Source organism: Mesorhizobium sp. ES1-4, assembly GCF_020164745.1.
Lineage (GTDB): Bacteria > Pseudomonadota > Alphaproteobacteria > Rhizobiales > Rhizobiaceae > Mesorhizobium.
In genome coordinates, this window is record NZ_JAIUGV010000024.1 from 42410 (window position 1) to 60397 (window position 17988).

A 17988-nucleotide genomic window follows, 5' to 3' on the forward strand; every position below is an offset into this window, starting at 1 on the left:
AAGGCTCGCAGGCCGCTGTAACAGTTTGATCGCGCGCAAGCCCGAACGCGAATCGATGCCGATCTTCCAGGCCCTGCGCCAGGCCGCGGTCTCGCTCGGGAGCATTCCGCCGCCTGGCAAAACAGTCGGTCGCGCAACAGCGGCCAAAAACAACGACATGAAACAGTTGCCCGCTTCTGCCCGAATACGTCCAGCCCTATATGGCATATGCGCGGCATCGGCGATAATCAGGTCGCGGCAATGTGATTGATTCGAGGTTCGGGCGGACCTCTTCCGACGGCGGAATTCGAAACCGTAACCCATTCGGCTTCCCGCTAGAAATCAAGGCGCCACGGCGGTCTTGCTTGCCATTCAAGGCATGCGACGCCGCAGACGGCACGCGGAATCCTCGACCATGCCCTCCTTGCGGATCTATTTCGACAAAATCCTCGAGGGCGCCTCGCCCAAGGTCGAGCGGCTGGCGCTGACGCATGTCGAACGGCTGGCGCTGGTTCGCCGCCATGGCGACTTCTCGCTCGCCTATTCCACCGCCGTGCAGCCCAAGCTTTCCTATTTCGGCGACGCGGACGGCTACATCGCCTTCGGCACCAAGATGAAGCATCATTTCGCCCTTGGCGACCCGGTGGCGGCTCCGGCCCGCCGGCCCGACATGATCAGGCGCTTCGTCGAGACCGCGGGCAATCCGTGGTTCGTGCAGGTCGGCGCGAAGACCGCACACGTGCTGGCCGGGCTCGGCTACAAGGTCAACCGGCTGGGCATCGACACCCGCCTGCAGCTCCCCGAGCACGATTTTTCCGGCAAGCGCAACGAAACGGTGCGTTATTCCGAGCGCTGGCTGCTGAAGAAAGGCTTTTCGTTCGAGGAGGACAAACGCACGATCCACCTCGACGAGATTGCCCGCCTCTCGCAAAACTGGCGCGGCGACCGCATCGTCAAGCGCTGGGAGATGGGTTTCCTCAACCGTCCGTTCTACGATCAGCTCGGCAGCGACATGCGCCGTTTCGTCCTGCACCATCCCGATGGCGAGTTGGTTGCCCTGCTCGACTTCGATCCGCTGTTCGCCGACGGCAAGGTGATCGGCTACACCACCGCCTTCAAGCGCAAGCATGTCGATGCCTCGCCGCATGCCGAGATCGGCTTGACCAAATTCGCCGTCGACCGCTTTCGCGAGGAGGGTATTTCGGTGGTGACGCTCGGCCTGTCGCCGCTCGTCGATGTCGGCCCGAGCGGATTTGCCGAAAGCGCATTCTGGCGCGACACCTTCCAGCGCGCCTACGATTCACCCTGGGTCAACCGGCGCAGGTTCAACCTGCAGGGACAGGCGGCATTCAAGCGCCGCTTCCACGGCGCCGAGGAGCCGGTCTTCATCGCCTTTCGATCGGGGACCTATATCGAGATGCTGGGCTTGCTGCGGCTGGTCAAGGCCATTTAGGAGATCGGCAAATCTCGGGCTGCGGGGCGCCTACAGCCGATCAGTTCCGCAGCCGGTAGCCGGTCCGGAAGATCCAGGCGACGATCGCGATGCAGACGGCCAGGAACACCAACGTCATGCCGAGGCTGACGCCGACCGAGACATCGGCCTTGCCGTAGAAGCTCCAGCGGAATCCGCTGATCAGGTAGACCACCGGGTTGAACAGCGTGATCGTCTTCCAGATGCCTGGCAGCATGTGGATCGAATAGAAGCTGCCGCCGAGGAAGGTCAGCGGGGTGACGATCAGCAGCGGCACCAGCTGCAGCTGCTCGAAGCTTTTCGCCCAGATGCCGATGATGAAGCCGAACAGGCTGAAGGTCACCGCCGTCAGGACCAGGAAGGAGAGCATCCAGAACGGATGTTCGATGTGCAACGGCACGAACAGCGAGGCGGTGGCCAGGATGATCAGGCCGAGGATGATCGACTTGGTGGCCGCACCGCCGACATAGGCGATGACGATTTCCAGATAGGACACCGGCGCCGACAGGAGCTCGTAGATCGAGCCGACGAATTTTGGGAAATAGATGGCGAACGAGGCGTTGGAAATCGACTGCGTCAACAGCGACAGCATGATCAGCCCCGGCACGATGAAGGCGCCGTAGCTGATGCCGTCGATTTCGGTGATGCGCGAGCCGATGGCCGAGCCGAAGACAACGAAATAGAGCGATGTCGAGATGACCGGCGAGATGATGCTCTGCAGGACGGTGCGGAACGCACGCGCCATCTCGACCCGGTAGATCGCCCACACCGCACGTAGATTCATGGCTCTTGCCTCAGGAGATTGACGAAGATCTCTTCGAGCGAGCTGTTCTTGGTGTCGAGATCGCGGAACTGGACGCCGGCCGCTTCGAGATCGCGGATCAGCGAGGCGACGCCCGGCCGGTCGCTCTGGTTGTCGTAGGTGTAGGTGAGCTGGCTGCCGTCCGGCGACAGTTCGAGCGCGTAGCGCGAGAGCCCGTCGGGCACACTGTCCAGCGGCGAGCGCAGCTCCAGGGTCATCTGCTTGCGGCCGAGCTTGCGCATCAGTTCGGCCTTGCCCTCGACCAGGATGATCTCGCCGCGGCTGATGACGCCGACACGGTCGGCCATGGCCTCGGCTTCCTCGATATAGTGCGTGGTGAGGATGATGGTGACGCCGTCCTCGCGCAGCCGGCGCACCATCGCCCACATGTCCTGGCGCAGCTCGACGTCGACGCCGGCGGTCGGCTCGTCGAGGAACAGGATGCGCGGCTCGTGCGACAGCGCCTTGGCGATCATCAGCCGCCGCTTCATGCCGCCCGACAGGGTGATCGCCTTGGCGTCCTTCTTGTCCCAGAGCGAGAGATCGCGCAGCACCTTCTCGACAAAGGCCGGATTGGGCGGCTTGCCGAAGAGGCCGCGGCTGTAATTGACGGTTGCCCAGACGGTTTCGAAGGCGTCGATGGTGAGTTCCTGCGGCACCAGCCCGATCAGGCTGCGCGCGGCGCGATAGTCCTTCCTGATGTCGTGGCCATCGACGGTGACGGTGCCCGACGAGCGGTTGACGATGCCGCAGACGATCGAGATCAGCGTCGTCTTGCCGGCGCCGTTGGGGCCGAGCAGCGCGAAAATCTCGCCGCGCTGGATGTCGAGATTGACCTCCTTGAGCGCGGTGAAGCCGGTGGCGTAGGTCTTGGAGACCCCGGAAATGGCGAGAATGGAGGGCATGGCTGAAAACGGCTGCTTGAAAGAGGTCCCCTGATATAGGCCTGTTGTCGTTGCATGCAACCGCAAGTCAATGGCGCTGCTGACAGTTCTCGACATCGAAGCCCGGCGCACGCTGAAATCAGCGGCATGCAACCGGCAAAATTGTCCTGTGGCGTTCAGCCTCGCGGCAGGACGCCGCTTTGACCCGGAGCCGCTTCGGGCCTATCCTTCGCCGATACTTGCAGCAGCCGGAGCCCGCCATGGACCCGCTCATATTTTCGCGCATGCAGTTCGGCGCGAATATTTCGTTTCATATCCTGTTTCCGACGATCACGATTGCCCTTGGCTGGGTGCTGCTGTTCTTCAAGCTGCGCTACAACGCGACCAATGATTCCGCCTGGATGCGCGCCTATTTCACCTGGGTGAAGGTGTTCGCGCTGTCCTTTGCCATGGGCGTGGTTTCAGGCGTCACCATGAGCTTCCAGTTCGGCACCAACTGGCCGGGCTACATGGAGCATGTCGGCAACATCGCCGGACCGCTGCTCGCCTACGAGATCCTCACCGCCTTCTTCCTCGAGGCGGCCTTCCTCGGCATCATGCTGTTCGGCTTCCGCCGCGTCTCCAACCGCGTCCACACGCTGGCGACGGTGCTGGTGGCCGGCGGCACCACTGTATCGGCCTTCTGGATCATCGCGCTCAATTCCTGGATGCAGACGCCGGCCGGCTTCGAGATGCGCGATGGCGTCGCACATGCCGTCGACTGGTGGGCCATCGTCTTCAACCCGTCCATGCCCTACCGGCTGGTGCACATGCTGCTTGCCTCGGGGCTGACGGTGTCGTTCCTGATCGCCGGCCTGTCGGCGCTGCGCTATCTCAAGGGCGACCGTTCGGAATCGATGTGGAAGGCGCTGCGCACCGGCGTCTTCACCGCCGCCATCCTGATCCCGATCCAGATCCTGGCCGGCGACCAGCACGGGCTCAACACGCTGGAGCACCAGCCGCAGAAGATCGCCGCGATGGAGGCCAACTGGAACACCGGCCCCAACGTGCCGCTGGTGCTGTTCGCGCTGCCCGACGAGGCGGCCAGGGAAAACAGATTCGAGGTCGCGATTCCGGATGGGGCCAGTCTGATCCTGCGGCACAGCACCGACGGTGTCGTGCCGGGGCTGAACGACTATCCCGGCAACCATCCGCCGGTCTTTCCGCTCTTCTGGAGCTTCCGCATCATGGTCGGCACCGGGCTCCTGATGCTCGCCGTCTCGTGGTCGGCCGCCTTCTTCCTCAAGCGCCGGCATACGCTGCCGAGGCCACTCGCCATGCTGATGGTGCCGATGGCGCTGTCGGGTTGGCTGGCGACGCTGGCCGGCTGGTACACGACCGAGATCGGCCGCCAGCCCTGGCTGGTGACCGGCGTGCTGAAGACCGCCGACGCCGTCGGGCCGGTGGCCGGCAGCCATGTCGCGCTGACGCTCGCCGTCTACCTCATCCTCTACGTGCTTTTGCTGATCGCCTATCTTGGCGTGCTGGTGCACCTGGCACTGAAGGCGGCCAAGGACGGCGACACCTCGCCGCTGCCGGGCGTTCTCAACGCAGCGCTGTCGCAACCGGCCGCGGGAGAGTGAAAAGATGACCTACGACTGGCCAATCCTGCTGCCGCTGATCTTCGCCGGCCTGATGGGCCTTGCCATCCTGATCTACGTCATCCTCGACGGGTTCGACCTCGGCATCGGCATCCTGTTCTCGCTCGCCGAGGACACCGAGCAGGACACGATGATCGCGGCGATCGGTCCGTTCTGGGACGCCAACGAGACCTGGCTGGTGCTGGCCGTCGGCCTGCTCCTGGTCGCCTTCCCGCTGGCGCATGGCGTCATCCTGACCGCGCTCTATATTCCCGTCTTCGTGCTGCTGGTCGGGCTGATCCTGCGCGGCGTCGCCTTCGATTTCCGCGCCAAGGTGCCGGCGGGCAAGAAACATCGCTGGAACCGTATTTTCTTCCTGGGCTCGCTGATCGCCTCGCTGGCGCAGGGTTACATGTTGGGCGTCTACGTGCTCGGCCTCGATATCAGGCCGGGCGGCATGGCGTTCGGCGTGCTGGTGGCGTTCTGCCTGGCGGCGGCCTATGCCGCGATGGGCGCTGCCTGGGTGATCTACAAGACCGAAGGCGCGCTGCAGAAGAAGGCGGTGGGTTGGCTGCGCACGGCGCTGGTGCTGACCGCGCTCGGCATGGCCGCCGTGTCGCTGGCGACACCCTTCGCCAGCCCGCGCATCTTCGCCAAATGGTTCGTCTGGCCGCAGATGCTCTATCTGTCGCCGCTGCCGATCCTGTCGGCGCTGCTGTTTGTCTGGCTGTGGCGGCAGACCTTTCATCTGCCGCGGCCCGATGACCGCCATGCGCTGACGCCGTTCCTGACGCTGGCCGCCATCTTCGCGCTCGGCTTCGCCGGCCTTGCCTGGTCGTTCTATCCGTTCGTGGTGCCCGATCGCCTGACCATCTGGCAGGCGGCGGCGGCGACCGAAAGCCTCGCCATCATCCTGGCCGGCACCGTGGTGGTGCTGCCGATCATCATCTTCTATTCGTTCTATGCCTACCGCGTGTTCGGCGGCAAGGCGACGGATCTGACCTACGATTGAGGGGTAATCTCCCCCCTCGAGGGGGAGATGTCGCCGAAGGCGACAGAGGGGGTTGCCGCGCGTGAGGCGCTAACCTCCATTCGCCGGAGGGCGCCGGCGCCCGGTCGGACCGACCCCCTCTGGCCTGCCGGCCATCTCCCCCTCGAGGGGGGAGATTATGCTCAATTGCTCGCCGACAGCACCAGCACCGGCTTTTCGCTGTAGAGCGCCGGGAACAGCGCCTTCAAATTCGCCACCTTGGGCAGGTCGTTGTAGACGATGTAGGGGTAGGTCGGGTTCAGCGTCAGGAAATCCTGGTGGTAGTTTTCGGCCGGGTAGAAGGTCTTGCCGGTCTCCAGCGTGGTCACGATCGGCTCGGGGAACACCTTGGCCTTGTCGAGCTGGGCGATATAGCTCTGCGCGATCTTCTTCTGCGCGTCGTTTTCGGCAAAGATCGTCGAACGGTACTGGGTGCCCGAGTCCGGCCCCTGGTAGTTGAGCTGCGTCGGGTTGTGGGCGACCGAGAAATAGACCTGAAGCAGTTGGCCGTAGGTGACCTTCGAGGGGTCGTAGGTGATCTCGACGGATTCGGCATGCCCGGTGCGGCCGGTGCCGACGGTTTCGTAGACGGCATTTTCCTTCGACCCGCCGGTGTAGCCGGAGACGGCCTTGCTGACGCCCTTGACGTGCTGGAACACGCCCTGCACGCCCCAGAAGCAGCCGCCGGCGAAGATCGCCGTCTCGCTGCCCGAGGCCGCCTTTTCATCCATCGCCGGCGGCGGGATCTTCACCGCGTCCTCGGCGGAGACGGCCGGGCTGAGCCAGAAGGCGGCGCCCGCGACGGCAAGAGCGAGTGCGGCCAGCGCACCCCGGACAACGCCCATAGAACGGTTGTTGATATTGGTCATGGTTGCACTCCTCATGGCTTCCCCTGGGATCAGTCCATTGGGGTATCATTCTATTGGATCAGCTACGGTGGCGCGATGCGCGAGTTGCGGCGAAGGCTCACATTCGCGTGCGCCCCCGCATTTTTGTCCTGGCGCAATTCCAAAACTGTTTGAGGCTTTCCCGGACGACTCCGGCAACTGTCCCCGGCTGGACAGGGAGCCCGCCAGGGACAGAAGGCCACGCACCGATCTCAGTTGGCCGTGGCATCCGTTGCCGGCTTCATCGCATCGGTCGCCGGCTTCATGGCGTCCGTGGCCGGCTTCATGGCGTCCGCGGCGGGCTTCATCGAATTGGTGGCCATCGGGTCCGCCGGCTTCATCGCGTCGGTTGCCGGCTTCATCGCATCGGTGGCCGGCTTCATGGCGTCCACGGCGGGCTTCATCGCATTGGTGGCATCGTCGGCGCGCGCGATGCCGCCGGCAAACAGCGCCGTCGAGCACAGAGCGAGGGCGAGCGCCGGCAGCGTCAGGCGGGAGAAATTGGTCATGGCAGGCTTCCTTGTGGGGTTGGTGGCACGCCCTTTCGGGCGGCCGGGCTTTTGCGCCGCCGCCCATGCGGCGGCGCAAATCTCTGCTGGAACGTGATCTAGTTGGCGGCGGCGGCCAGGATCGGCCCGCCGCCGGGCGACTGCACCAGCACGGCGGTGCTGAGACCGCCCGAGGCTGCCGGCAGGTCGAGCGTCTTGGCGTCGCCGGTCCAGCTGCCGAGCTTTTCCAGCGCGTGGACGACATTGGCGTGCGGCAGGGTCCGGCCGGTGTTTTCGCCGCGCGCCACCGGCACCTCGACGACGCCCTTGGTGTAGCGCACCAGCCAGACGTCGGCCTTGCCGCCCGGCGCCGCGCCGGCGCCGATGCTGACCTTGCCGCCGGCGAGCGACAGCGCCGGCCCCTTGACGCGGCCGCTGGCCGAAATCAGGTGCTGGATCTCGCCGGGCGCGGCGCCGACGACATCGGCATGGCCGTTGACCACCACTTGCGGGGTGAACGGCCCGTCATGGCCGAGCGGCGGCTCGTAGCGCACTTGCCGCTGGGTGAATTCCTGTTTGCCGAACGTGTCCTTCCAGCCGAGATAGTCCCAGTAGGTGACGTTGAACGACAGCGCCAGCACGCCGGGCTGGTCCTTGACCTTGATGAGGTTGGCATTGGCCGGCGGGCAGGACGAGCAGCCCTGGCTGGTGAACAGCTCGACCACGGTGAGCGGCTGGGCGGCGGCGCCGGCGAGCGTGCCGGCGAGCGCCAGCGCGGCGAGGCCGGACAGTGCGAGGACCCTGCTGGTTTTGACTGGCGACATCGGCTTGCTCCGTGGGGAGGGCGCCACGATGCGCCCGTCATGTCCCCACTTCGCCGCCACTTGTCGCTTCGTTACAGCGCTCACCGGTTTGTGATCGATGCGCCGACGCCGCTTCCTTCTCCCTTGTGGGAGAAGGTGGATCGGCGCGTCAGCGCCGAGACGGATGAGGGGTGTTCCAGGGAACGCCAACGCCTCACTCCGCTGGAACACCCCTCATCCGTCGCCTTCGGCGACACCTTCTCCCTCAAGGGCAGAAGGAAGAAGGCAGCGTCACTGCGTCAGGGCCGTGTCCGAGGGCCGCTTGTTGAAGTCGCACTTGCCGGTGACGTTGTAGAAGAAGTCGGCGTTGCTGACCGGCGCCGGGACCGCGTTGCCGCCGTCTTCCCAGGCCTGATAGCTGGTCGCGCCGCAAGGCACGACGCTGAAGATGTCGACGGGCTGACCGGTGGCGGTCTCGGTGACGGTGCTCGCGCTCAGCCCGCTATAGAGCCGGTTGGACGTCGTCGGGTCGTTCGACAGCAGCTTTTTCGGGTTGCCCGACGGCACGTCCATCTGCAGGTAAAGGCCGCCCATCTGGCTGACGTCGATCGCCGCGCCGGCGCTGTTGGCCGGGTACATCGTATCGACGCAGTAATATTTCGTGCCGCTCGCGTCCTGCAGCTGCGTCACGCCCGTTGGCGCCTTGCCGACGGTACAGACCTGCTTCTGGACCAGGGTGGTGACGGTCTTGCCGGCTGAATCGGTGGTCAGGACGTTGACATTGGTGGTGCCGTAGCCCTTCGGGTCACCGGTCTTGCCGTAGGTGTAGTCGATCGTCATCAGCGGCTTGGCCACGGTCGCACCGAATTGCGTGCCGTAGAGCGTCATCGTCTTGTTCCAGTAGCCCGACACGCCGGTGACCTTGAAGGTGGCCGCGACCAGCGACGGCGGCTTGGCTACCGCCGCGCCGACGGTGATCGGCACGGTGTCGATCCTGGCGATCTGCATGAAAACGGTCGGCATGGCGAAACTTGCCGTGGCCTGGGCGGTGGTGGAGGTGGCAGTGGTGCCAGCCACGAAGTTGGTCAGCGTCGCGCTGCCTTGTCCGCCGTTGGCGGCGAAGGCATCCTGCAGCAGCGTCTGGCGCTGGGCCAGCGTCGAGGTGGTGTCCATCGTGGTGATCGCCAGGATCGCCGCGTCCAGCGCCTGCTGCTGGTTGGACCTGGTCTGGACCGCGCTGGTATAGTCGACCGAAAAGCCGATGACCGCGATCAGCGGCATCAGGCTCACCAAGAAGAGCGGCATCATCGACCCGCTGCGGGAATGGGCAAAGCCACGCATAACCCTGAACATTTCGAACCCCCAACAACCATTAGTGACCCTGCAATTACCATGCAGCCGACAAACCAAGGTCTAATGTGATCGATCAAAGTTTATGCATTCTTGGCCCACAGGCCGGTTTCTGCGGTTTTTTTTCCGATGTCACCGCTTTGTGAGCGGCAAGGCAGCCCTTGCGCCGCAAGCCTTGCCGCCGCTTGCCGCCCCTGCTAAAGCGCGCGGCATGAGCACGCCCCTCGACCACATCCGCAATTTCTCCATCGTCGCCCATATCGACCATGGCAAATCCACGCTTGCCGACCGCCTGATCCAGCTGACCGGCGGGCTGGAACTGCGCGACATGAAGGAGCAGGTGCTGGACTCGATGGATATCGAGCGCGAGCGCGGCATCACCATCAAGGCGCAGACCGTGCGGCTGAAATACCGCGCCAACAATGGCGAGGACTATATCCTCAACCTGATCGACACGCCCGGCCATGTCGACTTCGCCTATGAAGTGTCGCGTTCGCTCGCCGCCTGCGAGGGCTCGCTGCTGGTGGTCGATGCAAGCCAGGGCGTCGAGGCGCAGACGCTGGCCAATGTCTACCAGGCGATCGACAACAACCACGAGATCGTCGTGGTGCTCAACAAGGTCGACCTGCCGGCCGCCGAGCCCGAGCGCATCCGCGAGCAGGTCGAGGAGGTGATCGGCATCGACGCCTCCAACGCCGTGCTGATCTCGGCCAAGACCGGGCTGGGCATTCCCGACGTGCTGGAAGCCATCGTCCACCAATTGCCGCCGCCGCGCGAGGGCGACGCGTCAGCCCCCCTGAAGGCGATGCTGGTCGACAGCTGGTACGACGCCTATCTCGGCGTCATCGTGCTGGTGCGCATCATCGACGGCGTGCTGAAGAAGGGCCAGACCATCCGCATGATGGGCACCGGGGCCAAGTACCTGGTCGAGCGCACCGGCGTGTTCACGCCCGCCCGCATCAATGTCGAGGAGCTCGGCCCCGGCGAGTTCGGTTTCTTCACCGGCTCGATCAAGGAAGTGGCCGACACCCGCGTCGGCGACACCATCACCGAGGACAAGCGCCCGACCGCGCACGCCCTGCCCGGCTTCAAGCCGGCGCAGCCGGTGGTGTTCTGCGGCCTGTTCCCGGTCGACGCCGCCGATTTCGAGGATCTGCGCGCCGCGGTTGGCAAACTGCGCCTCAACGACGCTTCTTTCTCCTATGAGATGGAGACAAGCGCCGCACTCGGCTTCGGCTATCGCTGCGGCTTCCTTGGCCTCCTGCATCTCGAAATCATCCAGGAACGGCTGGAGCGCGAGTTCAACCTCGACCTCATCGCCACCGCGCCTTCCGTCGTCTACCGGCTGCTGCTCAATGACGGCTCGATGAAGGAGCTGCACAACCCGGCCGACATGCCCGACGTGGTGAAGATCACGGCCATCGAGGAGCCATGGATCCGCGCCACCATCCTGACCCCCGACGACTATCTCGGCGGAATCCTGAAACTCTGCCAGGACCGGCGCGGCATCCAGGCCGACCTGTCCTATGTCGGAAAACGCGCCATGCTGACCTACGACCTGCCGCTCAACGAAGTCGTCTTCGACTTCTATGACCGGCTGAAATCGATTTCAAAAGGCTATGCCTCCTTCGACTATCACCTGACCGACTATCGCGAGGGCGACCTGGTGAAGATGTCGATCCTGGTCAACGAGGAGCCGGTCGACGCGCTGTCGATGCTGGTGCACCGCACGGCGGCGGAAAAGCGCGGCCGGCAAATGGTCGAGAAGCTGAAGGAGCTGATCCCGCACCACCTCTTCAAGATCCCGATCCAGGCCGCGATCGGCGGCAAGGTCATCGCCCGCGAAACCATTTCCGCCCTGCGCAAGGACGTCACCGCGAAGTGCTACGGCGGCGACGTCTCGCGCAAACGCAAGCTGCTCGACAAGCAGAAAGAGGGCAAGAAGCGGATGCGCCAGTTTGGGAAAGTGGATATTCCGCAGGAGGCGTTTATCCAGGCGCTGAAGATGGGGGATTGAGAAGCCGATTGGCGCGTAGCGCCAAGTCATCGATCCGGTGGATCGATGACAGGCTTCGAAAGCGGGGGAGCTGCCGGAGGCAGCGGGCCCCCCGCCAGCGCGGCGTTGAAGCTGCGCGGTGGAGGAATAAGCATAGTCGTTGTGGACAACTATGGATAAGTTGAACCCACTGCTTCACAAAGCACGGAGCAGAAGAAGCCACTCAGCTTTGAAACTTGCCTGGTCAGTGCGGTGATGGTCCCGTCATCAGCTCTTATGAGCTCTCGACTGTGATCATCCGACCTGAAGCGAATGAAGCGGCTAATGTTAGCTAAGCCTACAAAAAGCGGTCGAAACCCATTGCCGCGATCGGGATCGGTGTGGCGCGTCACTCCCTCGCTAAGGGCTAGTTCCAAAGCTCTGCCAGAGTCGCCCAAGTTGGCAAATCTCGGATTGCTTCGGAGGCTGTTCAAAACACCGATTCCTGCGTCCGCGACGACAAACTCAAACATTCGATTCTTCGCACAGAATACGATATATCCGCTGTTCAAGTTTTGGCTGTGTTCTATAACGTTGCTGTAGAATTCGCCGATCGCCGCAGCCAGCTTCCCAGCATAATCATCGGAAAATCCGGCATTTTGCGCCGCCCGTTTCGCTCTTATCATGAAGTCAGGCCAAGCAAGCGCGTCGTTTCTAAGTTTTGCAATAGAGATAAACCCCTGTCGCCCTAGAGTAGGTTCGTACCAACAGGCTTGCGATAACGTCATATTCATTAGCAGGGTTGCGTAGGAAGTAGTAGTTAACCAGTTCTGGTCGACCACTACTTCAGGCCTGACGTGCCGCAGTTCCAATAGTGGCCCAAGCGCATCCGCATGGCTCCGAGGGAGCTCGGCTATCACCAAGCTTCCGCCTTCCGCAGCAAGGCAAATGTCACCAGCTAAATCAAAGGTAAGGGTCTCGATGGTATACCTCACGCAGCCTTTTCTGTATTCCTATCACCACTGTAATAAGTAGAACGTAAAAAGGCGATCTGCTCAGAAACGTTGCGACTATATAAGCGATCTATATCTTCGCCACCCACAGTTGGCGAGGAAATCCATTCAAGGCGCCTGTTAGAAGATCTCTCGGCGATCTGCCGTTTCATTGTTTTTATGAACGCGGTCGTATCGATGTAAACTACTCTGCGAAAATGCTGCCTCAGAACCGGTATGACTTGGGGGTCACCGCGGACAATGATGTCCAGACTGCGTCCTGCGCCTCGCGCAAGCTCCGCCAGCCGATCAAGATGGAAATCCTTTCGGAGTTTTGTTCCAGGGCCTGTGATGAACTCGTAGGCCAACATTGAGATCTCTTCGCGCTCCGCGATAAATTTCTCCCACCGCTCAAAGTCCTTCAGCGTGCGACCATGAGAATGAAGAGCACACGGGATTCCTCCTTGCTGGAACTCCGCAAAGGTAATCGCGATACGCTTGATCGCATGCAAGTCATCGGTCCGTGGGTTATCCAGCACAACACTGAAGTTAGGCGTTGTAATCGTTGTAACACCCAACATTCTCAGTCCCTCGATCAATCGTATCCGAGCCTCTCCCAACGACCACCATGGTTCAATGAGATGGTCATGGTTGACCCCTGTCAGAACGATTTGCCCGGAGAGATCTATCCGAAATGCGCGACATAAATCTCCTCGGGTGCGGAATCTCAGTTCCCCATTCTTGAAGTCGATTAGATCAGAAAAACGTAGGGCAAAAATGCCTTGTGTCAGTGGCTGACTGCGCCTGCCCCCATGATAAACGAGGGGAATGATGTCGCCGACAAAGTATATAGGCAAATTCTGACTGCGGTGGACGTTGCTCAAATCGAAACCATCAATCTCGCGAACCTGAGAAACAAACTGTTGCGGATTGTTGCGACAGACCCGAGTGCAATGCTCGGGATCTGCGCAGCAAAAATCAAAGCAGTCAATGATGGAGGCAGCAAGAGACAGGCCGCCGCAGGTCTCCCTGTGCGGACAAGTGGGACAACCTAGCGCCATCGTATGGTGTGCGGGATCATCAGTCAGAGATCTGACAACTGTATCGTTACATCTTGTGTCTAGGCGCGGGCGATTTAGCACAACGAAACTTCCACCTTCTTCGATATCTTGTGCACGCGCTTAGCGATGCCATTGGCCGCGCCGCCTGATTTGCCAATCGCAGCTACAAGATCACTCGTGGGGTTGTCGAACTTTGCTACAATACTGTTACCTCGCCGAGCATCCACTGAGCCGTTTCGCGACTCAACGATCAGCAAGTCACCGTCTTTTACAGTGGCCCCAACTGATATCGTTGCAATGGCACAACGCGGTTCATCTGTCGGTACTTTGGTAAAAAAATCTGGCGTCGCCAGCGCAACGCGCTTGGCGTCAATGTGTTTGATTATTGTGTTTTTGGTTTTACCTAAGAATTCGGCACCCACTATGCACCCCCTTCAAAGAGCGGGCGATAGACTTTCGCTCTGCCCTGGACAAATTCGCGAATGATCCCTTTTGAAACCAAACCAGATAGACGGTTATTCCACGCTGTCGTACCTTTTGTCTTCTCAGACTCTCCGAACTGTTCCATAAGTCTATTAGCGTCTATCTCCTTTGATCTCATAACAAGATCGAACGTCATCTTCTGTTTCGGGTCTAGAGTCCCGATTATCTCCTGAGTCAATATATTGCGATTCTCGTCGATCTGACAGCTCATAATGACATCGTTCTTCAGGGTTGCAATCACCGACAACTCATCCGCAACTAGGTTGTTTATATTGGTGACAACGGGATAGTATCTGGAGTTCCTCGTGCGCATGTACGTCTTCAATGCAAACACGGATTCACGAAGATAGCTGGCGGTAGCAACGTCAATGTTCCTAAAATCGAGGAACAAAGGGGAGGGCTCGTTAGGTTCGCCATCAACCATTTTGACAAACTCAGCGAATGCGGCCTTACCATTGATGGCACCAGATAGAATCGGCGCCCCAGCTACCTCAGCCATATCGATTCTCATTTCAATCACCTATCTCACGTGCTTAAGATGAGATGTAGTTTGCCCACTGCCGGATGTCAAGGAGGGCTTGGTTCTTCATTGCGCGCGTCGCGCGCGATACAAGCATTCAGATGCTTTGACGGGCACGGCTTTCGCGACCGATGGCGTGCTGGCGCCTTCGGCTCGTTTCCGGTCAGGGTTCGGCAATGCTCTGCTTCGAGCTGAGGGGACGGGCGCGAAAATCAGGTATGAGCCGGCCAGCCGCCGCCCTCCGGACAACGCCCCCTTGAGAATAACTCACCTGGGCGTATCCTTCTCCCCGAGTTGGGGGACATAACATGCGCACCATCCCTCTAGACACCACCGCCTCTCTCGGCCTCGCCACCGGCGGCATCTTCGGGCTTGCCGGCACCTTCGTCGCCAGCGCTCCGCTGCGCGAAACGCTCTGGGCGATCGACGGCGTGGCTCTGGTGGCGGCGACGGCGTTGCTCACCATGAGATACCAGCGGCTGGGCAATGATTGCGTGGCCGCGGGCTTCCTGACCTTCCTGGCCGGCGAAAGCGTGCTCCTATCCGGCAATGCGGCGGGGCTCGAGGCCAGCGTGCCCAGCTATGTCGGCGGCATCTCGTTGTGGGCGGCGGCGCTGGTCATGGTCAGCGTGCCCAGCACGTTCGCACTGTGGATGCGGTTCACTGCCTTCGTCGCCGCCGCGCTGTTCCTGGCCTCGGTGGGCATGGTGCTGTGGGGCACGCCCTTGCTGCCGACCTCGGCGCCACTGCCGGCGGCCGGCTATCCCTTCCTGGTGGCGACCTTCGCCGGCTGGATCTGGACGCTGCTGAAGCCTGCACGGTGAGCGGGAACGGGCGCGGCGCTTCTTCCTTCCCCCCTTGTGGGGGAAGGTGGATCGGCGCGCAGCGCCGAGACGGATGAGGGGTGCGCCACGGAGCGCGAGGGTGGTGGTTTCGCGCCGATCTGGTGCGGTTTTGATGGTGCCGCCAAGCTGGAACACCCCTCATCCGTCTTGCCGCTTTGCGGCAATCCACCTTCTCCCACAGGGGGAGAAGGAAGGACGCTCTTCGCCAGTCGGTCCGCGCGTCCGCATTGACATCGCAGGAATAGCGGCGCCTTTGGACTCGGCCATTGGGGGCCAGGGGGACTATCCATGAAAAAGACCTATGCAAAGCCGACGCTGGACAGGCGCGAGAGACTTTCGGCCGTGACGGCCATCGCCTGTCCGGTATCGCAACCCTGCAGATAGCTTCCGCTTCAAGGCCCGCGCCGGCGCTGAACGGCGTCTTTTCCGGCCTGTCGCCGATGGCGCTGCCAAGTCTCGCGCGAAGGATGGTATGAATTCGTACCAATCGCCGGGCTTGGTTGATCGCGCGGCACGGGGCGGGTACATAAATCGGGCGGCGGACCTTTATAAGGTCGCTGGTGGCCGGCGCGGGGCTCAGGCAATTGTCTCACCGGCATGCGCGCCGGCCATTTTCCCCTGAGAACGTCGGCGCTGCCCCTCACCTGTCTGCCCACCCTTCGCAGCAGTTGCGGAAGGGGGCCTTTCCTCCCCCCCGTCGATCGGGGGAGAGGAACCCGAGGCTGGCGAAGCCCTTAGCTTTCGATCCATACCTTCTCGAAATGCTGCTCGAGCGCCTGGTGCTGTTCGCAGCCTTCGATGCCTTTGCGGTAGGTGCGGTAGACCGAGCGCCAGTAGGGCTGGATGATGATGCCCGAGTCGCGCAGATTCTGCTCGATCTCAGCCATGACCTGCTTGCGGGCCTTGGGGTCGGGCATGGCCAGCGCCTTGTCGAGCAGTTCGTCGAACTCCTTGTCGGCATAGGCGCTTTCGTTCCAGGCAGCGCCGGATTTGTACGCCAGCGCCAGCACCTGGACGCCGAGCGGACGGCCCAGCCATTCGGTGCAGGAATAGGGGAACTTGCTCCAGTCGTTCCAGAAGGTGGCGGCGGGCAGCACGGTGCGCTTGATCTTGAGGCCGGCCTCGCGGATCTGCGCGGCGATGGCGTCGGCCGTGGTCTTCTGCCATTCGATGTCGACCGAGATCAGCTCGTATTCGTGGTCCGCCTTGCCGGATTCGGCGATCAGCTTCTTCGCCGCCTCCACGTCGCGCTTGGCCGGGCCGATATCGGCATATTCGGGATGCATGGGGCCGACATGGTGGTTGTCGGCGGGCTTGCCGCGGCCATCGAGGCCGAGCTTCAGCACCGCGGAATTGTCGACGGCGAGCTGCGCCGCCCGGCGCACCTTGACGTCGTCATAGGGCGGATTGGCGACATTGAAGCGGGCGACGATGGTCGAGCCGGTGGCGATCTCGGAATTCTCCAGCCCCATCTTCTCGGTCTGCGAGACGGCGTCGGAGGCGGTTTCGTGGTCGGTGTCGATCTCGCCGGATTCGAAGGCCGACAGCATGGCGTTGGGATCGGAGCCGTAGTCGATCCACTGGATGCCGTCGAGGTAGAATTCGCCCTTCCACCATGGCTTGTCCCTGCGCTTGACCTCGGCGCCGGTCTCGGCGTCCCACTTCACCAGCTCGCAGGGGCCGGTGGTGATCGCCAGCGCCTTCTTGGGGTCGCCGTTGCCGTCATAGGAGCGGTGCATGATCAGCGCCGGGTAGTCGGCCATGCCGGCGATCAGCGAAATGTCGGGCTTGGGCAAATTGAGCTTGATGGTGAAGTCGTCGACCTTCTCGATGCCGCCATCGACCACCTTCTTGGTGTCGGCATCGACCAGCGCGCCCATGCGCGCGGCGACCGAATTGCCGGCAACGCCGGCCTCGCACCAGCGGGTGAGGTTGTGGACGACATCGTCGGCATTGAAGGCGTCGCCGTTCGACCAGATGATGCCCTTGCGCACATTCAGCGTCAGCGTTTTGGCGTCGTCGCTCATCTCCCATTTTTCCAGGAGCCAGGGCTCGAACGAGAAATCGGTGTTCCAGCGCACCAGATATTCGTTGCAGTGGCGCGCGATATTGGACATTTCGACGCCGTCGAAGGTGCGCGGGTCCTTGAAACCCTTGACGTTCATGGCGACGCGCAGGATGCCGCCCTTCTTCGGCTCGGCGGCGCGTGCCGGGGTCGCGGCCAGGCCGCCCAGGGCGAAGGCGCCGGCGGCGCTGACGCCGAGCCCGGCCATCAGCGCCAGATATTCGCGGCGGCTGATGCCGCCCTTCCTGAACTCATCGGCGACGGGTTTGGCGCGCGGGTGGAGCTTGCGGTCGGTCAGCATGAACTTCATCGTCGTTCCCTCTTGTTGGCGCATGGCGTCCGAAGCACGGCGGCCTGGGGCAACGGCATGCACGAAAACAGGCTCGCCCCGACAGTTCGCCAACGCGGAGGCGGTCGCGACCACCGGGGCGTCGTTGCCTGAGCGGGGAATGATAGAGCGGGGCGGGGCGAGGAAATGTTCTGGAATCCGCAGGACTTGTGCGATGCTCCGCAGGCAGGGATGGGCGCTGGGCGTCCGACTGCGAAAGGGCCTGCCGTCGCATTGCTCCCTCTTGCCTGCCAGGCGTCTCCGCTGCAGGGCATCGGTGGGACTTCGAGTAAGAGCGACGCGTTTGCCTGCGGCTTCGCGTTTCACCGGCGGCTTCCCCCACTCCGTCTCGGCTTCGCCGAGCCACCTCTCCCCCCTCCGGAGGGAGAGGAAGGAACGCGCTTGG

At 62.4% G+C, this 17988-nt stretch carries 16 protein-coding genes; 5 read left to right on the forward strand and 11 right to left on the reverse strand.

What is annotated here, in order from left to right:
* Positions 1-394: 394 nt before the first annotated feature.
* Positions 395-1432 carry a phosphatidylglycerol lysyltransferase domain-containing protein gene (locus LB556_RS29215; protein ID WP_224570993.1) on the forward strand — a complete coding sequence of 346 codons (1038 nt, stop codon included), beginning with the start codon at positions 395-397 and terminating at the stop codon, positions 1430-1432.
* Between the two features lie 40 nt (positions 1433-1472).
* On the opposite strand, the gene LB556_RS29220 is transcribed toward LB556_RS29215, so the two are convergent.
* Positions 1473-2234: an ABC transporter permease gene (locus LB556_RS29220; protein WP_224570995.1), complete on the reverse strand. Its 762-nt coding sequence runs from the start codon at positions 2232-2234 to the stop codon at positions 1473-1475.
* Entirely contained in the window at positions 2231-3157 is a 927-nt protein-coding gene (locus LB556_RS29225; protein WP_224570996.1) for an ABC transporter ATP-binding protein, read from the reverse strand. Before LB556_RS29225 ends, LB556_RS29220 begins: the two co-directional genes overlap by 4 nt.
* Before the next feature lie 239 nt (positions 3158-3396).
* Between LB556_RS29225 and LB556_RS29230 the strand changes: the two genes are divergently transcribed.
* Together LB556_RS29230 and LB556_RS29235 are read left to right on the forward strand one after the other, a co-directional pair.
* Positions 3397-4758, forward strand: coding sequence for a cytochrome ubiquinol oxidase subunit I (locus tag LB556_RS29230; protein WP_224570997.1), 1362 nt, complete (start codon positions 3397-3399; stop codon positions 4756-4758).
* Positions 4759-4762: 4 nt separating this feature from the next.
* Positions 4763-5767 carry a cytochrome d ubiquinol oxidase subunit II gene (locus LB556_RS29235; RefSeq protein ID WP_224570998.1) on the forward strand — a complete coding sequence of 335 codons (1005 nt, stop codon included), beginning with the start codon at positions 4763-4765 and terminating at the stop codon, positions 5765-5767.
* Positions 5768-5928: 161 nt separating this feature from the next.
* Here LB556_RS29235 and msrA read toward each other — a convergent pair whose 3' ends face one another.
* The 4 genes from msrA to LB556_RS29255 form a co-directional block, all read right to left on the reverse strand.
* A complete protein-coding gene (gene msrA, locus LB556_RS29240; RefSeq protein WP_224570999.1) occupies positions 5929-6654 on the reverse strand; it encodes a peptide-methionine (S)-S-oxide reductase MsrA in 726 nt (241 codons plus the stop codon).
* A 230-nt stretch (positions 6655-6884) separates the two neighbouring features.
* Positions 6885-7181 carry a hypothetical protein gene (locus tag LB556_RS29245; RefSeq protein ID WP_224571000.1) on the reverse strand — a complete coding sequence of 99 codons (297 nt, stop codon included), beginning with the start codon at positions 7179-7181 and terminating at the stop codon, positions 6885-6887.
* Between the two features lie 98 nt (positions 7182-7279).
* Positions 7280-7984 carry a DUF1223 domain-containing protein gene (locus LB556_RS29250; protein WP_224571002.1) on the reverse strand — a complete coding sequence of 235 codons (705 nt, stop codon included), beginning with the start codon at positions 7982-7984 and terminating at the stop codon, positions 7280-7282.
* 270 nt (positions 7985-8254) lie between these two features.
* Positions 8255-9316, reverse strand: coding sequence for a TadE/TadG family type IV pilus assembly protein (locus LB556_RS29255; protein ID WP_224571004.1), 1062 nt, complete (start codon positions 9314-9316; stop codon positions 8255-8257).
* A gap of 208 nt (positions 9317-9524) precedes the next feature.
* On the opposite strand from LB556_RS29255, the gene lepA reads away from it, so the two are divergent.
* Positions 9525-11330 carry a translation elongation factor 4 gene (gene lepA / locus LB556_RS29260; RefSeq protein WP_224571008.1) on the forward strand — a complete coding sequence of 602 codons (1806 nt, stop codon included), beginning with the start codon at positions 9525-9527 and terminating at the stop codon, positions 11328-11330.
* A 149-nt stretch (positions 11331-11479) separates the two neighbouring features.
* On the opposite strand, the gene LB556_RS29265 is transcribed toward lepA, so the two are convergent.
* From LB556_RS29265 to LB556_RS29280, 4 genes are all read right to left on the reverse strand, one after another.
* Entirely contained in the window at positions 11480-12283 is an 804-nt protein-coding gene (locus LB556_RS29265; protein WP_224571009.1) for an ATP-binding protein, read from the reverse strand.
* A complete protein-coding gene (locus LB556_RS29270) occupies positions 12280-12879 on the reverse strand; it encodes a hypothetical protein (protein ID WP_224571010.1) in 600 nt (199 codons plus the stop codon). Before LB556_RS29270 ends, LB556_RS29265 begins: the two co-directional genes overlap by 4 nt.
* A 536-nt stretch (positions 12880-13415) precedes the next feature.
* On the reverse strand, positions 13416-13763 hold the full coding sequence (locus LB556_RS29275; RefSeq protein ID WP_224571012.1) for a hypothetical protein: 348 nt from the start codon (positions 13761-13763) through the stop codon (positions 13416-13418).
* Positions 13763-14335, reverse strand: a complete 573-nt coding sequence (locus LB556_RS29280) for a hypothetical protein (protein ID WP_224571013.1) — start codon at positions 14333-14335, stop codon at positions 13763-13765. Before LB556_RS29280 ends, LB556_RS29275 begins: the two co-directional genes overlap by 1 nt.
* Positions 14336-14652: 317 nt before the next feature.
* Between LB556_RS29280 and LB556_RS29285 the strand changes: the two genes are divergently transcribed.
* Positions 14653-15168, forward strand: a complete 516-nt coding sequence (locus LB556_RS29285) for a hypothetical protein (RefSeq protein WP_224571014.1) — start codon at positions 14653-14655, stop codon at positions 15166-15168.
* A 755-nt stretch (positions 15169-15923) separates the two neighbouring features.
* Here the strand turns inward: LB556_RS29285 and LB556_RS29290 are convergent.
* A complete protein-coding gene (locus LB556_RS29290; RefSeq protein WP_224571015.1) occupies positions 15924-17564 on the reverse strand; it encodes an ABC transporter substrate-binding protein in 1641 nt (546 codons plus the stop codon).
* Positions 17565-17988 lie beyond the last annotated feature (424 nt).

Coding starts and splice junctions, on each gene's coding strand:
- lepA (WP_224571008.1), top strand. CDS start 9,525: ATGAGCACGCCCCTCGACCACATCCGCAATTTCTCCATCGTCGCCCAT.
- msrA (WP_224570999.1), bottom strand. CDS start 6,654: ATGACCAATATCAACAACCGTTCTATGGGCGTTGTCCGGGGTGCGCTG.
- LB556_RS29220 (WP_224570995.1), bottom strand. CDS start 2,234: ATGAATCTACGTGCGGTGTGGGCGATCTACCGGGTCGAGATGGCGCGT.
- LB556_RS29255 (WP_224571004.1), bottom strand. CDS start 9,316: ATGTTCAGGGTTATGCGTGGCTTTGCCCATTCCCGCAGCGGGTCGATG.
- LB556_RS29230 (WP_224570997.1), top strand. CDS start 3,397: ATGGACCCGCTCATATTTTCGCGCATGCAGTTCGGCGCGAATATTTCG.
- LB556_RS29225 (WP_224570996.1), bottom strand. CDS start 3,157: ATGCCCTCCATTCTCGCCATTTCCGGGGTCTCCAAGACCTACGCCACC.
- LB556_RS29290 (WP_224571015.1), bottom strand. CDS start 17,564: ATGAAGTTCATGCTGACCGACCGCAAGCTCCACCCGCGCGCCAAACCC.
- LB556_RS29235 (WP_224570998.1), top strand. CDS start 4,763: ATGACCTACGACTGGCCAATCCTGCTGCCGCTGATCTTCGCCGGCCTG.
- LB556_RS29280 (WP_224571013.1), bottom strand. CDS start 14,335: ATGAGAATCGATATGGCTGAGGTAGCTGGGGCGCCGATTCTATCTGGT.
- LB556_RS29245 (WP_224571000.1), bottom strand. CDS start 7,181: ATGACCAATTTCTCCCGCCTGACGCTGCCGGCGCTCGCCCTCGCTCTG.
- LB556_RS29285 (WP_224571014.1), top strand. CDS start 14,653: ATGCGCACCATCCCTCTAGACACCACCGCCTCTCTCGGCCTCGCCACC.
- LB556_RS29250 (WP_224571002.1), bottom strand. CDS start 7,984: ATGTCGCCAGTCAAAACCAGCAGGGTCCTCGCACTGTCCGGCCTCGCC.
- LB556_RS29215 (WP_224570993.1), top strand. CDS start 395: ATGCCCTCCTTGCGGATCTATTTCGACAAAATCCTCGAGGGCGCCTCG.